This is a genomic window from Flexibacter flexilis DSM 6793, from assembly GCF_900112255.1.
Lineage (GTDB): Bacteria > Bacteroidota > Bacteroidia > Cytophagales > Flexibacteraceae > Flexibacter > Flexibacter flexilis.
The window spans coordinates 279,440-294,800 of sequence record NZ_FOLE01000003.1 but is presented as its reverse complement, the minus strand read 5'-3'; the positions used below and the strand labels follow the sequence as shown (position 1 = coordinate 294,800).

10 protein-coding genes are annotated in these 15,361 nt (G+C 40.9%); 3 read left to right on the top strand and 7 right to left on the bottom strand.

Annotated features, from left to right (window positions below):
• Positions 1 to 26 precede the first annotated feature (26 nt).
• The 4 genes from BM090_RS07565 to BM090_RS07550 all read right to left on the bottom strand — a co-directional run bounded on the left by BM090_RS07565 (position 27) and on the right by BM090_RS07550 (position 4,391).
• Positions 27 to 1,208 (bottom strand): DUF1501 domain-containing protein, encoded by a 1,182-nt coding sequence (locus tag BM090_RS07565; RefSeq protein WP_091510196.1) that lies wholly within the window; start codon positions 1,206 to 1,208, stop codon positions 27 to 29.
• A gap of 4 nt (positions 1,209 to 1,212) precedes the next feature.
• Positions 1,213 to 2,601 (bottom strand): DUF1800 family protein, encoded by a 1,389-nt coding sequence (locus BM090_RS07560; RefSeq protein WP_143083911.1) that lies wholly within the window; start codon positions 2,599 to 2,601, stop codon positions 1,213 to 1,215.
• A gap of 272 nt (positions 2,602 to 2,873) precedes the next feature.
• Positions 2,874 to 3,707 (bottom strand): SUMF1/EgtB/PvdO family nonheme iron enzyme, encoded by an 834-nt coding sequence (locus BM090_RS07555; protein ID WP_221405354.1) that lies wholly within the window; start codon positions 3,705 to 3,707, stop codon positions 2,874 to 2,876.
• Between the two features lie 117 nt (positions 3,708 to 3,824).
• Complete coding sequence (locus tag BM090_RS07550; RefSeq protein WP_091510185.1) at positions 3,825 to 4,391, bottom strand: Maf family nucleotide pyrophosphatase; 567 nt, start codon at positions 4,389 to 4,391, stop codon at positions 3,825 to 3,827.
• Between the two features lie 287 nt (positions 4,392 to 4,678).
• Here BM090_RS07550 and phaC point away from each other — a divergent pair, with 287 nt between their 5' ends.
• From phaC to BM090_RS07535, 3 genes are all read left to right on the top strand, one after another.
• Positions 4,679 to 5,731, top strand: a complete 1,053-nt coding sequence (gene phaC / locus BM090_RS07545; protein WP_091510181.1) for a class III poly(R)-hydroxyalkanoic acid synthase subunit PhaC — start codon at positions 4,679 to 4,681, stop codon at positions 5,729 to 5,731.
• A gap of 71 nt (positions 5,732 to 5,802) precedes the next feature.
• The gene (locus BM090_RS07540; protein ID WP_177199865.1) at positions 5,803 to 6,696 is read left to right on the top strand and encodes an SIMPL domain-containing protein; all 894 of its coding nucleotides are present in this window, start codon (positions 5,803 to 5,805) and stop codon (positions 6,694 to 6,696) included.
• 18 nt (positions 6,697 to 6,714) lie between these two features.
• On the top strand, positions 6,715 to 7,545 hold the full coding sequence (locus BM090_RS07535; protein WP_091510174.1) for a GNAT family N-acetyltransferase: 831 nt from the start codon (positions 6,715 to 6,717) through the stop codon (positions 7,543 to 7,545).
• A 184-nt stretch (positions 7,546 to 7,729) separates the two neighbouring features.
• On the opposite strand, the gene gcvP is transcribed toward BM090_RS07535, so the two are convergent.
• From gcvP to BM090_RS07520, 3 genes are all read right to left on the bottom strand, one after another.
• On the bottom strand, positions 7,730 to 10,627 hold the full coding sequence (gene gcvP / locus BM090_RS07530) for an aminomethyl-transferring glycine dehydrogenase (RefSeq protein ID WP_091510171.1): 2,898 nt from the start codon (positions 10,625 to 10,627) through the stop codon (positions 7,730 to 7,732).
• A gap of 259 nt (positions 10,628 to 10,886) precedes the next feature.
• Positions 10,887 to 12,263: a SusD/RagB family nutrient-binding outer membrane lipoprotein gene (locus tag BM090_RS07525; RefSeq protein ID WP_091510168.1), complete on the bottom strand. Its 1,377-nt coding sequence runs from the start codon at positions 12,261 to 12,263 to the stop codon at positions 10,887 to 10,889.
• 31 nt (positions 12,264 to 12,294) lie between these two features.
• Positions 12,295 to 15,339, bottom strand: coding sequence for a SusC/RagA family TonB-linked outer membrane protein (locus tag BM090_RS07520; RefSeq protein WP_091510164.1), 3,045 nt, complete (start codon positions 15,337 to 15,339; stop codon positions 12,295 to 12,297).
• Between the last annotated feature and the right edge of the window lie 22 nt (positions 15,340 to 15,361).

Sequence of the window (15,361 nt, the reverse complement as noted above, 5' to 3'; positions counted from 1 at the left end):
TAAGAAGAATTAGAAAACAATGAATTTCAGACAAAAAGCCCTGATAACTTGGGCTGTTTGATACCAATTTTTCGCGCATCAAAACCAAATTTATCTTCCAAAATACTGGCATACACCGACCTGAAATCTATGTCATAAATCAAGTCGCCACCGCTATCCAAATTAGCTAAATCAGGATTTTTGCCGATGATTTTTCCTTGATTCTTTCCGCCAATAACCATCAGCGGCGCGGCTGTGCCGTGGTCTGTGCCAGAGCCGTTGTCTTTTACCCTTCGCCCAAATTCCGAAAATACGACGATAGTTACACGGTCTAAAAGATTAGCATTTTTCAGGTCAGAATAAAAAGAAAAAATGCCATCATTTACTCCTTTTAATACTCTTTGATGTACTTCTCTTTGATTTTCGTGCGTGTCAAAACCTCCCAAAGAAGTATAATAAACTTTCGCAGCCAAACCGCCTTTTATCATGCGCGAAATCCACTTCAAATTCTTAGAAATATAATTATTTTCGTAATGAAATAATGTATTTTTACTTTTATTTAATGCCGCTTGAATTTCGGCCATTCCGTGTGTGGACGAATACGCTATTTTTCTTGCAAAATCTAACTGTGGATTCTCTGAAAGCACTAAATTAGATGCAGCAATTTTATTTTTTGCAAGAACTCTTGGGTCTTTTATGGTAATTGAATTTACGGCATCAGAAGCCAGAGCCAAATTGTCGGTAGAAGCAACATTAATCGCAGAAATTGGGTTGTCATGGTCGTGTATTTCCAGAAATCTACCCAACCAACCACGCGATAAATTTTGTTTGGCATCGGAGGCCGTTTGCCAAATTTCCATGCTTCTAAAATGCGAGCGATTAGGGTTCGGATAACCCACATTTTGTATTAAACTAAAATGGCCATTTTGCGTAATTTGTGCCAGCCCTTCCAACGCAGGATTCCAGCCTAAACCATTACTTTTATTGATTAGTTGGTCTGCTGAAATTCCGATATTTGGTCTGTAATCATAATACAAACTATTTTCGTAAGGAACAAATGTATTAAGGCCATCATTTCCGCCTGTAAGTTGCACGAAAACAACAATATTGTCATTAGCCAAATCCATATTTTCGGAAGACAAATTACCTGCTGCCGACAAAAAATCTGGTAGTAATAGCAATCCACCCGTATAAGTGGTGGCCATTTGCAAAAATTTACGTCTTTCCATCGCTCTAAATCAGTTGAAATTCAGGTGTTTTTATCAAAAAATTAAACAAACGAAATACACTTGCTTCGGCGTTTTCGTCCTTCGGATTGAAATCGTATTTGAGTATGTTACTCATGTCATTTTTAAGCGCATCGTCACACTCAAATATCAGATTATCAGCCATTTCTTTAATGATTTCTTTTGCTTTATGCTGCGTATCAAATTGAATATGCGGCTGATAAGGAGTTGCTTCTGGGTCTGCCTTGCGCAGTGAATTGATTAGTTGTTGTTGGCTGGCAGCACTCTGAGAAGTAAGTATATTGGCCAGTTGATTGCGGGACAAATAAATTTGTGTACTTAGCCATGTTTTACCTCCTTCCCAGCCTTTTACACTAGGTTGGTCAAACAAATCCATGCCTTGATTCTTAATAAAAGAAGCTAAATTCACATAAGAAATATTATTAATATTTAGCTCATTACAAACCTGAAAAGCATAAATCAATGGACTTTTTATTTGGCTTCCTGCTGTATTTTTAGTATATTCATTTTTGAAAATAAATGCTAAAAATGGTTTTATTTCAAAATTATATTCTCGGAATTTATCACCATATTTTTTTACTAAATCTTTGCTTTGGTTGTCATATACAAACCATTTTAATATTTTTTCTGTAACAAAATATTGAACATTTTTTTGCTCAAAAATAATATCAATTACATCATCAATAATAAAATTACCTTTTTTCCAAAATACACTTTTAATGTCATTATTTTTTTGTTTTGACTTGTATTCTCCTTTTTGATTGCTTGTTGTAAGTCCAGCTAATGATAAAGCTGTATTTTTAATGTCAGATTCTGTATAATGTCCCTCGCCTAATGTGAATAATTCAAGCAATTCTCTACCCAAATTTTCATTTATTTTCCCATTCTTATTTTTGTTATTACTCAAATATTTTAGCATAGCATTTGAATACATCATTGCTTTAGTCATTTCTTTAAAATTACCTAAAGAATGTTGATTAATGATAAGATATTGTTGATAAATCCAATAAGGAAATTTGACGGATTTAAATGTAGAAACAAAATGATTATGCCAAAATAAATTCATTTTCTCATGCAACGGAAATTCCGCTTCACTCATGCGCTGTAGCCACCATGCCTTAAACTCCAATTCTACTTTTTTATATTCTTTCCGAATCAATTTTTTTCCTTCTTTGGCGGCCTCTTTCGCGGCTAAAACCTCTTTCTTTAATTCTTCTTGCGTTTTGGCTACGCCCTCAAAACACGCAGGTTCTTGCACCTGCCAGTCAGCCGCAAAAGATTTTTCCAAGAATGTTTCTATGCCTAATGTCTTGATTTGCTCGGCCTGCTTGCGCGAAAATCCCAAGCGCAAAGACCATAATACTTCTTGTTTCATAGCTCCGAAAATTTTTGGTAGTAAGATGCGTTCGTAACGTATAAGTTTAACGCCAGTAAATATAATTTTGTTACCAACCTTTATTTTTTCATTCAAGCTAACGCATAAAAAAAGCGGCCTTTACAAGCCGCTTTTCGGTATCAAAAAATTATTTTCCCTCGCTATATTTTTTCGATGATACGCCATGCGCACCCTGTAAGCATCGACTATCCACTGACTATCAAAATATTAAAAAGAAAATCCTTTAAAATATCGCGGACGAACAACATTCTTTATTTTTCTTTGGGTGTAAAAACATATTCGGCAAAACACCGAAACCCTATCCATTGTTCGGGCTGAGAATAGCGAATATATGCGCCACTGAGTCCGTCTTGAGCGGGTTGCCGAAAGCTGCCACCTTTACAGATATATTTTTGATTAGTCAGTTCGGCCACATTCCCCAACACGTCAAAAAAACCTTGCGGAATGGGGTCGTAGGTTCGGTAGCGCATCATGGCTTGCTTTCCGTAGGTCTGAACTTTCAGGCCATCATCGGGGCAACCAATGCTACGGCTATAATTCCAGAGGCGGCAACCTGTTTTGATAAAAACAGAATCGACTTGACCGTCTTGGTTGGGGTCTTGGCACAAGGCAAGCAGCGAATCTGCTTCGGCGGGAGTCGGCAATCTGAAAATCGCTTTTTGTAAACCTAATTTCTTAGCTTTTTTGCTCCCACTATTCAACAATTCAGTAATTTGGTTGGTACGCCACGCACAAAATGCCTTCGCTTGCTCGTAGCTAATGCCCGTAATCGGAAATTCAGTAGCAGGAAGTAAAGACTCTTTGCTTTTGTTTACTTGTTCCACAAAAGTAAGTGGCTGTAATATTTCGCCTAAATTATTGGTGGCCAACATGACAGCATCGCCTGGCTCGCGCTGGCAAAGGTCGCGCACAATGTTGAGCAATTGGTAGGCTTGTGGGGCAAGTAGCCGCAAATCTGGAAGCATTTTACGAGCAGAATCGCCACCTTCTACGTGCAATTTGTAGCCAATAAAATAAACCCAATCTTCTACACTTATTTCTATTTCGTCGGCATAAAAATTATCCCGAATATAGACAGTTTCCAAAACCTTTTTGGGCTGTTTGATTGGTTTTTTTTGGGCATAAACCACTTGTAACCCACAGATTATCAATACAAATAAAAATATTTTCTTTACCATAACTAAAAAAGAAAAAGTAACACTTTACTCCAAATGAAAACTGCGCAATGCTTCATACACTTTATGCACAGGCAAGCCCATAACATTAAAATAAGAACCTTCGATACGCTCTACAGCAATCATGCCAAGCCATTCTTGTGCGCCGTAAGCTCCTGCCTTGTCGAAGGGTTTGTACTGGCGAATATAAAAAATGATTTCTTCTTCGCTCAATGGTTTGAAATATACGTTGGTTTGGTCTGAAAAAGTATGTACGGAATGTTCGGTACGCACACACACACCCGTAACGACCTCATGCACACGCCCCGAAAGTGCCGAGAGCATCTCGAAGGCTTGCGCTTCAGATTCTGGTTTGTTAAGCACTTTTCCGTCCAAGATTACGACGGTATCGGCGGTCAGAACTACTTTATCTGCAAGTTCTTCGGAGGCAAAAGCCTTTGCTTTTTTGTAAGCCAAAAATACGGGGACTTCGGCGGCTGGCAGCGAAGCGGGAAAATCTTCGGCTACGTCTTTGGTTTGGACAGAAAACGAGTAGCCCAATTCTTGTAACAATTGTTTGCGACGTGGTGAGCCAGAAGCTAAGATGAGTTTCATGTATATTTTTATGATTTTGGTAAGTGCGCTGCAAAAATAGACAATAGAGACAAACTTACCGATAATAATCCAGTTCGGAAAGGATTTAGCAGTATTTTAATTGACTTTTGTAAGTGTTTTTTGTGATAAAAGTTATAGATTAAAGATAATTTATTCGTGCATAAATAAAACTTGGTTGGGGCTTGGAATTATAATAAGGGAAGGTATATTTGTGATGTAGGCAAGGAAACCATAAAAACTTTGCCGTATGTCCTATTGAATTATCCAACCCCAAAAACATTTCTCCGATGACAACCGAGCCTATTTCTAATCTGTTGCAAGAAGTTGCAGACAGTGCCAGTAAAGTGGTAAGAGGCTATGAAAATTTAGCCCAAATTGATGAAGTTGATGTAGCTACTGCGCCGCGCGAGGTGGTTTGGCAGTCGGGCAAAATAAAGCTCTATCGCTACAAAAGCGAAAAAGTAACGCTCAAAACGCCTTTGTTGATTGCTTATGCGTTGGTGAATCGCGCCGACATGATGGACTTGCAACCTGACCGCAGTCTTATCCGCAATTTGGTGGCTTCGGGTGTGGACGTGTACCTGATTGACTGGGGTTATGCTACGCGTGCCGACCGCTACAACACCATGGACGACTATATTAACGGGTTCATGCTCGATTGTGCGGATTATGTACGCAAAACCACAGGCCACGACAAAATCAATTTGTTGGGTGTGTGTCAGGGCGGAACATTCAGTACGATTTTTGCTTCGCATTATCCCGAAAAAATCAAAAATTTGATTACCATGGTTACGCCTGTGGACTTCTCCATTGAAGAAGGCTTGTTGTTCCGTTGGTCGCGTGGGCTGGATGTGGATGCTATCGTGGACGGTTATGGCGGTGTTGTGCCAGGTGATTTCTTGAATTTCGGATTTGATATGCTCAAACCAATGAGCAAAGTTCGCAAAATGAACGGCTTGGTAGATATGCTTCAGGACAAAGACAAGCTCCTGAATTTTTTGCGTATGGAAAAATGGGTAGCCGACAGCCCCGACCAAGCAGGCGAATGTTATCGTCAGTTCCTCAAGGACTTATACCAACAAAATAAGCTCATGCGCGGCGAGTTGGTGGTTGGCAAAAAAGTGAATTTGAAAAATATCAATATGCCTTTGCTAAATATTTTTGCAGCCGAAGACCATCTTGTTCCGCCGACGGCTTCTAAGCCGCTCAACGATTTGGTAAGCTCAACGGACAAAACCATGTACGAGTTCCCTGGTGGACATATTGGGGTTTTTGTGGGAAATCGTTCGCAAAAAGAACTCGCGCCAACCATTACCAAATGGCTCAAAGAAAGAGACTAATTGGACAGATAAACCGACGGGCTTGCAGCAATGTAAGCCCGTTTTTGTACAATCACATTGCTTTTACGAAAATGAAAAAAATACATTGGATACTGGCGGCTGGTCTGCTACTGGGCAGCGGTTCGGCTTGGGCACAAATTAGCGGGAATCAGTCGTTTGGGCGCAATCATCGCACCGACGACGTGTTGGCGGGAGACGATTTGTATGGCTATGTGGTCACAGATTCGACGCTGGCCATGAACGTAAAAATATTGTTACAGAAAACAGCCGATAAATATGTACTCACGTTGGGGCTGAATCAGGAGGCCGTTACGCCCAAAGAATGTAACGCGAAAATCTCAGAACGCATCAACGGCTTTTTGCAAAAATTAAAAGGCATTGGGCTAAAAAAAGAAGCTGTTTTCGTGGATTTTATCGCGCAAAATAAGATTTATGATTATGTGGTTTCTGAAAGAAAAGCGACCCAAATCGAAAAAGGTTTTGAGCTAAAAAAGAACGTAATCGTAACTACCAGCAAGTTTGCGGACATAGACAAAATCATTGAATTTGCGGCGGAGTTCGGGATTTATGACATTATCAAAGTGGATTACATCAACGATAACACCGAAGAAATTCATCAAAATTTGTTGGCCGAAGCCCTCAAAATCACGGCAAAGCGTGTGGAAAATTACCAGAAATTATTTGCCATTAAGCCTGTGGGCAATCCGAGTCTTTCCGAACGGTTTACTTATGTGTATCCCAACCAACAATACAAGGAATATACCGCTTTTGAAAGTGGTGATTTTCAGGATTATAGCCAAAATAGCAACTACGCCAAGCAAATCGCACGCAAAAGCAAAACCTTTTATTATGAAGGTATCGACCGCAGCGGTTTTGATAAAGTAATCAATGCCGACAGCCCCGAAGTAGGCATACAATACATCTTGCTGCTCAGACAAATGTACCGCTTGGAACGCAAAAAGTAAGGAGTTTAATTTAATAAAATGGAAATCAACACCTTAGAAAATATCAGTCTGCCCGAACTGACGCAGGCTTTTAATTTGGCTTTTTCGGATTATCTGATTCCCATGCACTTGACCGAGCCTGTGCTTGCTGCCAAAATCCATGCGGAAAATATAGACTTGTCTTGGTCGGTAGGAGCTTTCGACGGCGGCCAGCTTGTCGGTTTTGTGTTGCACGGCACGAATAAAACGGCTGTTTACAACGCAGGCACAGGCGTTGTGCCGAGCCATCGCAAACAGCAGATTACGAGGCAATTGTATGATTTTATTTTACCTAAACTAAAAGCCAATCATTTTGAGTCGGTGCAGTTGGAAGTGATAGAAGCCAACGAAAAAGCGATTCGGGCATACCAAAAAATTGGTTTTGAAACGGTGCGCGTTTTGCAAAGCTACAAGGGCATGATTCAGCCGAAATACCAGCCGATTGCGTGGCAACTTCAGCGACTTGATGCACTGGACTGGCCGCTTGCCCAAACTTTTTGGGATTGGCCGCCCACGTGGCAAAACAGCATTCAAACCATCGGAAATCAGCAAGAAAATATACAAATATGGGCTTTGTGCACGCCAGAAGGAAGTCTCATTTCGTATCTGATTTATAACCAACAAAGCAACCGAATACAGCAGTTTGCCACGCACCCAGCGCATCGGCACAAAGGCGCGGCCACGTATTTGTTTAGCCATTTGGCCAAGCAAATCAACAAGCAAACGGCCATGATTAATGCCGATAAAGCCGACCGCACAACAGACCAATTTTTGTCTGGCATTGGTCTGAAACGCTTTATTGCGCAATACGAGATGATGTTGTCATTATAAGAATTACCGTACATTTTTTACAAAAAATGTACAGATGACAAGAAGACCACACATGCGAAAACACTGCAAACAAATATTGAATGGCCATTGAATTTTAGGGAGTGAAATACCCAATACGTCATTAAAAGAAAAGACTGCCCCACATTAGTAGAGCAGCCTTCGCTTTTGTTTAATCAAAGAAAACTTAAACGTTTGCAGCTTGTTCGTATTCTTCCGTAGGCACACAAGCACAAACCAAATTGCGGTCGCCGTAAGCACTATCAATGCGGCTAACGCTTGGCCAGAACTTAGAGGCACGCACGTAAGGCAACGGATAAACGGCCTTTTCGCGGCTGTATGGTCTGTTCCATTGCTCCGACAACACCGAAGAAGCCGTATGCGGCGCGTTTTTCAACACGTTGTTTTGCTTGTCGGCTGCGCCGTCTTCGATTTCTTGTATTTCCTGACGAATCGAAATAAGGGCATCGCAGAAACGATCTAATTCTTCCTTGCTTTCGCTTTCGGTTGGCTCAATCATAAGCGTACCCGCCACAGGGAACGATACGGTAGGCGCATGATAGCCATAATCCATTAGGCGTTTGGCCACATCTTCCACCTCTACGCCCAATGTATGTTTGAACTGGCGGAAATCCACAATCATTTCGTGCGCACAACGGCCATTGCTGCCCGTGTACAAAATCGGATAATGTTGTTCCAAACGTGCTTTGATATAGTTCGCATTCAGAATGGCATGACGCGTAGAATTAGTAAGTCCTTCCGTGCCCATCATGGCGATGTACGCATACGAAATTACCAAAATGCTGGCACTGCCATAAGGTGCAGCCGAAACCGCATGAATGCCATTGTCTCCGCCTGTTTTTACAACGGCGTGGCTTGGCAAAAACGGTACTAAATGCGCTGCTACACCAATTGGGCCAACACCCGGACCACCGCCACCGTGCGGAATACAGAAGGTTTTGTGTAAATTCAAGTGGCAAACGTCCGCACCAATAAAGCCTGGACTTGTAAGGCCAACTTGCGCGTTCATGTTTGCGCCGTCCATATACACTTGGCCGCCGTGTTGGTGAATTGTCTCACAAATTTCGCGGATACTTTCCTCAAAAACGCCGTGCGTAGATGGATAAGTAACCATTAAGCAAGAAAGATTTTGGCTGTATTGTTCGGCTTTCGCTTTCAAATCGGCCACATCAATATTGCCTTTTTCGTCGCATTTTACTACCACTACTTTCATGCCTGCCATTACCGCCGAAGCTGGGTTTGTGCCGTGTGCAGAAGAAGGAATAAGCGAAACATTGCGGTGCGCATCTCCCCTACTTTCGTGATACGCGCGGATTACCATCAAGCCAGCGTATTCGCCTTGTGCGCCTGAATTAGGTTGCACCGAAACGCCCGCAAAACCTGTAATTTCCGACAACCATTTTTCCAAATTCGTAACGATTTGTTGGAAACCTTTGGTCTGAGACGTTGGCGCGAACGGGTGAATATTACCGATTTCAGCCCAAGTAACAGGAATCATTTCTGTAGTAGCGTTGAGCTTCATGGTACACGAACCCAAAGAAATCATGGAATGAACCATTGATAAATCTTTGTTTTCCAGATGTTTGATATAGCGCAACATCTCGTGTTCGGTATGGTAGCTATTGAAAACGGGGTGTGTCAGGTAAGCCGACTCACGCACCAAAGCTGCAGGAATAGCCAATTCCACATTTTCGGCCAATTCTTCTACCGAAAAATTAACGGCACGTTCGGCAGCTTTAGCAAAAACCGCCAACAAAGCTTTTACTTCTTCGAGGCTTGTCGTTTCGTCCAAAGAAATGCCTACGTGTGCGCTTTCTTGGAAATAACGCAAATTAATTTCGGCAGCTTCTGCCAATGTTTTAATGGTATCTTGACGCGTTACGGCTACTTTTAGCGTATCGAAAGCTACGCCATTTTCTTGTTTGTAACCCAATTTGGCAAGACCTTGCGCCAACACTTGCGTAAGTCCGTGTATGCGTTCGGCAATGGCTTTTAGGCCTTTAGCACCATGATAAACCGCATAACTACCTGCCATTACCGACAACAATACTTGCGCCGTACAAATGTTAGAAGTAGCTTTTTCGCGGCGAATATGTTGTTCACGCGTTTGCAAAGCCATACGGTACGCCTTGTTGCCTTCGGCATCTATCGAAATACCAATGATACGGCCTGGAATATTGCGTTTGAACTCGTCGCGCGTAGCAAAAAATGCCGCGTGTGGGCCACCAAAGCCCATTGGCACGCCAAAACGTTGCGAACTGCCCACCACCACGTCGGCGTTCATTTCGCCTGGTGATTTGAGCAAAGTAAGCGAAAGCAAATCGGCAGCAACAGCCACAAACAAATCTTGTTCGTGGGCAGCAGCAATAAAATCTGTATAATCAAATACCTGACCGTCGGCGGCTGGATACTGAAGCATTACGCCGAAAAGTGTAGCATCTGTAAGGTCTTGGGTAAGGTGATTGCCAACTTTTAGTTTGATTCCCAGAGGCGTGGCACGAGTGAGCAGTACGTCTATGGTTTGAGGAAGGCAAAGTTCTGAAACAAAGAAAGTATCAGCAGTTTTTTTGGAAGGTTTACGAAGGCTGTGGAGCATGGTCATGGCTTCGGCGGCGGCGGTGGCTTCATCCAGAAGCGAAGCGTTTGCGATTTCCATTCCCGTAAGGTCAATGACAGCGGTTTGGTAGTTGAGAAGGGCTTCGAGGCGACCTTGTGCGATTTCGGCCTGATACGGCGTGTAAGCCGTGTACCAACCTGGATTTTCCAAAATATTCCGAAGAATAACAGGCGGCACAATCGTACCGTAGTAGCCCATTCCGATGTAGGATTTGAAAATTTGATTTTGGGAGGTAATGGCCTTAAAATTTTTCAGAAACTCAAACTCGCTCTGTGGGGCGGGTAAGTTGAGAGCTTTGGGCAACCTAATGTTGGCAGGAACGGTTTGCGAAATAAGCTCATCTACCGAAGCCGCGCCAATGGTGGCTAACATTTGTTGGATTTTTTCGGGTTCTGCCCCGATGTGCCTCTGCACAAATTTTTCTCGATTGTGAATGTTGAGTTTCATAACTACTTATGAATGTAGGAAAAATGTTGATAGGTTTTGCGACACAAAACAGCCTTTGGTTTTGGTGTATCAGCTTGCTGTAATGCCCTACAAAATTACCTAAATTAGCGTACATACCAAATATGTTGTGGGAATGAATCGCGCGAAAGATTGCCGCGAAATTTCTGTATAAAGAATCTTATATATTTTTAGAAAATAAAAAAAACCTGCCTCTCCGTAGAGAAGCAGGTTTTTTTTATAGTTCAACTACATCAGTAGATTATTGAGCGTCCCACCAAACGGGATCAGTACTATTAGATACCACTGTTGCATATGGATTATATACACGTTCATCAACAGTGGTCGGGTATCTACGAGGAATTGCTTTATCAGCCTTTGGATTTGGAGTAATTGCAGGCAATCCTGTTCTACGCCAATCGGCCCAAACTTCAGGTTGGGTGTACATTGCAATCCATTTTTGGAACATGATTTGAGCTTTTTTCTCATCAGTAGTTCCAGACAATGTTCCGTGAGCAGCTACATAGGCAGCATCCGAAATTCCGAAACGATTTAGAGCTGTAACAATAGCACTTGAATAAGCACTTTGTGCAGTGGCATCATCATTTTGACGAAGTGCGGCCTCTGCCTCAATAAACAAAGCCTCTTCTTCAGTAATGAGCGGAAGTGAGTTGCCTTTATAAAAATCACCAACTGTAGAATATTTTCCTGCTTTTGCAATACCTACAGGAGCTCCAATATAAACATCATCTTTATTTTTGCTAAAATAGAAAGGCAAACGAGGATCGCTAAGTCCTTTTAATGTATCAACCAATGTTGCACTTGCACTAATATAACCTGTTCTATTTTCATCAAAAGCATACCAAGGATTTAAAGAATTACCATCCTCACTAAATATAGCCTTTGTTTCATAAGTAGCACTAATAGCAGCAGCACTATCAAGATAAGCTAAAGCATTAGTAGCAGAGCCTACTTTATCCTTTTTACTTAATCTATTGGCATAACGAGCTTTCAATAACCATGCGGCTTTTTTCCAAGCTTCAGGATCACCTTTGTGCATATAGTCCTCACCACCTGGCAATAAAGCATTTTCATCTTCGCTTGTTTTAAAATCCTTTATCGCATCAGAGAGCAAATCCTGAATTTGTTGAATAACAACTTCTTGTTTTTCGTATTTAGGTTGTAAATTTTCTAAACCTAAACCTGCTTCTGTAGTTGGTATATCACCCCAATAATCCGTAGCAACACCATAAAGCATCGCTTGTAGCACCTTGCCTATACCAGCATAATAAGGTGCTTTTTGAGCAGTTGCGTCCAGAATCAATTGTTTGGTGTTCACGATACCAGAAGAATAAATTGTATTCCAGTCGTTGGTAATATCTGATTCAGATATTTGATAACGAGCAAAATCCACCATTTGACCATCTGTACCTTCTGTGTGTTGTACAAACATAGAAGCACTACGCGTCAACTGACCTGTATAAACAGCAAATATAGACAGTTCGCATACAGGGGTAAGTGTCGCTAAAGTAGCGTGAGTTGGCGTATTTGGGCTTATGTCATCTTTGCTCACAAAGTCATTACAACTTTGCATACCAATTAGCCCAGCAGCCAATAGGAATAATGATATTTTTTTCATATTATATTAAGATTATGAATTCAACAATAAATTATAAGGTAATATGAAGTGCTATATTGTATGATTTAGTATTTGGCATACCAAACCAGTCAATACCGTTGTAGTTAGAACCAGCACCAGTAAGGCTTGTTTCAGGATCCATACCTACATAATTAGACTTCAACCACAAGTTCCGACCAGTGAAAGTAATATCAACTGCTTGTACATACTTGATTTTTCTGATAGTATATCCTAAAGACACTTCACGCAAACGAACCCAAGAAATATCTTGTACGTTCTCCTCTACCGCACCCAAATCACCTTTATAATAAGTATAGTACTCTTGTGGAGTAATTTGGATATCGTTTTTACTACCATCTTCTTTCACTCCATCTACTACCATCATTTGGCTACGGTCAACTGATGCAGAAGCAGCAGAAACGCCAAAACGGTTCAAGCGAGCATTTGTACCATTCCACATTTTACCGCCTTGGTGAATATCTAGAAGTGCAGAAAGTTTAAAATCTTTGTAAGTGAATGTATTACGGATACCCATGATAAAATCAGGATAAGGATTCCCTAAGTCATATAGAGTAGTAGTCTTCAAAGGGCGTCCATTTGCACCTACAATGATTTTGCCATTGCTATCACGTTGCCATTTAGTACCATAGATTGAACCATAAGGTTTACCCACAATAGCAAAAATACGAGCATCTTCAAAACCAGAAGCAAGTTCTTGCTCAGAAACACCTTTAGCTAAAGCAGTTACTTCATTTCTATTACGCGTATAGTTTACATCAATTGTCCAGTCAAAATCCTTAGTTTTCACAGGAGTACCTGAAAGCGAAATTTCCCAACCCTTGTTTACAATAGTAGCAGCATTGCTTAACTTAGCAGTATAACCAGAACTTGGAGATGCTGGACTCTCTAAAATAATATCTGTTGTTTTTTGGTTGTAGTATGTAACATCCGCTTTGATGCGATCTTTTAAGAAATTGACTTCTAAACCTACTTCTGGACCTGCCGTAAACTCTGGCTTCAAATCAGGGTTACCAATAGTATTTGAATGACCATAGCCATTTGTACCCAAGTAAGGCAATGAAAATCCATTTGTATAACCATCAGCAAAACTTGGTTGCTTGTATGGATACTTAATCCAATCATATGCACTTGGCGTATTAGCAGAACGCGCATACGATAGACGTAGTTTACCAAAATTAGTAATATTAGAATTTTTAATTGCCTCTAACTCTGTAAAAACAAATGAACCTGTTGCAGAAGCAAAGAAGAAATGGCGACGGTTAGGGCCAAATGTTGAAGAATATTCCTGACGACCAGTAGAACCTATGAATAACATATTATTATAAGAAATATTACCATCATAAAAGAATGCAGCACTTCTTATACGTTCATCATATTGTGAAGAATAAAAACTGGCAGCATTATTCATATTAAAGAAGTTATCAATAGAAAAACCTCTGCCCCTTGAATACAAATCCGAATTTTCTCTTTGGTTGATGTTATTACCCAAGGAAAGAGATCCATGTATTTTTTCAGTAAACTCCTTATTAGCAGAAATAATCAAATCAGAATATATCTCTAAGTGCCGTTTATAGTTTTCTGTTATTTGGCCATTTGCAACTTCAGCACTGTTATGCGCACCAATGTCATAAATACCACGGCGATAATCAGTATAATTATCAAGCCCAAGACGATAAGTAACTTTTAACCAATCCATTGGAGTATAATTTAAAGAGATATTACCAATTAAGCGCTTGTTATTATCTTTAAATGGATTATGATGTAAACTCCAATATGTATTATCATAACCAGCCCAGTAATTATTTTGAGACCCATCTGCATTAGGATGATTGTAAGCATCTAGTAAATCAAAGCTACTTGGCGCACGAAGTAAACTTAGCATCACACCTGATGCATTACTGCCTTGTTGTGCACGACGACCGCCAGAATTGGTGAAGGAAACTGTAGTAGAGGCTGTCAAATCTTTTCTTAATTCTGATTGTGCAGTTAGACGTGCAGTAAAACGGCTAAAGTTTGTTGTAGGAATGATACCATCCTGATGTAAATGCCCTACCGACAGACGATATGAATTTTTCTCCGTACCAGATGTAATGGCAACATCATTAGAAGTTGTAACACCTGTTTTAAAGAATTTTTCAGCATTATTTACACCAGCTTGGGTATTCTTAGCCCCCCACGATTGTGGAGAACCATCTGATTGTCCATAAGTAGTTTGCAAATCAGGCAGCTTATTTACTTGGCTAAAATCTATGCTTGAGTTAATATCTACGCGTGTTTTTTGGCCAAATTTACCTTTTTTAGTAGTAATCATAATGACACCATTACCGCCACGTACACCATAAAGAGCTGCGGCAGCAGGCCCTTTCAATACGGTCATGCTTTCGATGTCATTAGGGTTGATATCAACAGCGCGGTTTGAATAGTTTACTTGCTCTAACGTTGGCTCGTAAGGATTATCTCCTGCATTAGATGCATCAGTACTATTATCCATTGGTATACCGTCAATTACAAATAATGGTTGATTATCTCCGAACGATTTATTACCACGCAAAATGATTTTACTCGATGCACCTGGCGTACCACCGCCACCCATTACTTGTACGCCTGCCACTTTACCAGCAAGGGCTTGCACCATATTGGTTTCACGGGAATTGGTAAGTTGTGAGCCTCCTACTTGTGTAACAGCATAGCCTACTGAGCGTTTTTCGCGCTCTATGCCTAAAGCCGTTACTACAACTTCTGATAATTGAGCAATGTCTGTTTCCATTGCCAAATTAATGGTTGCGTTGTCTCCAACAGCAACTTCAGACGTATTCATCCCCACAAAGGAGAATACCAGTGTCCCACCCACACTTGGTACTTCAATAGAATACTTACCATCGACATCAGATATAACACCTTGTGTTGTACCTTTTACCACTACATTTACGCCAGGTAGCGGCGACCCGTCAAGAGCCGACGTAACCTTACCCGTAACCGTTTTGGTCACTTGTGCTAGCACACTGGTTAGCACCGCAACCATCAGCACAAAGCTAATGAGTAGAGTTTTTTTCATAATGAACAAATAAAATTAAAGG

Excerpts from the sequence above, each read along its gene's own strand:
- BM090_RS07520 (WP_091510164.1), bottom strand. The coding sequence starts at position 15,339 with ATGAAAAAAACTCTACTCATTAGCTTTGTGCTGATGGTTGCGGTGCTA.
- BM090_RS07560 (WP_143083911.1), bottom strand. The coding sequence starts at position 2,601 with ATGAAACAAGAAGTATTATGGTCTTTGCGCTTGGGATTTTCGCGCAAG.
- BM090_RS07565 (WP_091510196.1), bottom strand. The coding sequence starts at position 1,208 with ATGGAAAGACGTAAATTTTTGCAAATGGCCACCACTTATACGGGTGGA.
- phaC (WP_091510181.1), top strand. The coding sequence starts at position 4,679 with ATGACAACCGAGCCTATTTCTAATCTGTTGCAAGAAGTTGCAGACAGT.
- BM090_RS07535 (WP_091510174.1), top strand. The coding sequence starts at position 6,715 with ATGGAAATCAACACCTTAGAAAATATCAGTCTGCCCGAACTGACGCAG.
- BM090_RS07540 (WP_177199865.1), top strand. The coding sequence starts at position 5,803 with ATGAAAAAAATACATTGGATACTGGCGGCTGGTCTGCTACTGGGCAGC.
- BM090_RS07525 (WP_091510168.1), bottom strand. The coding sequence starts at position 12,263 with ATGAAAAAAATATCATTATTCCTATTGGCTGCTGGGCTAATTGGTATG.
- gcvP (WP_091510171.1), bottom strand. The coding sequence starts at position 10,627 with ATGAAACTCAACATTCACAATCGAGAAAAATTTGTGCAGAGGCACATC.
- BM090_RS07550 (WP_091510185.1), bottom strand. The coding sequence starts at position 4,391 with ATGAAACTCATCTTAGCTTCTGGCTCACCACGTCGCAAACAATTGTTA.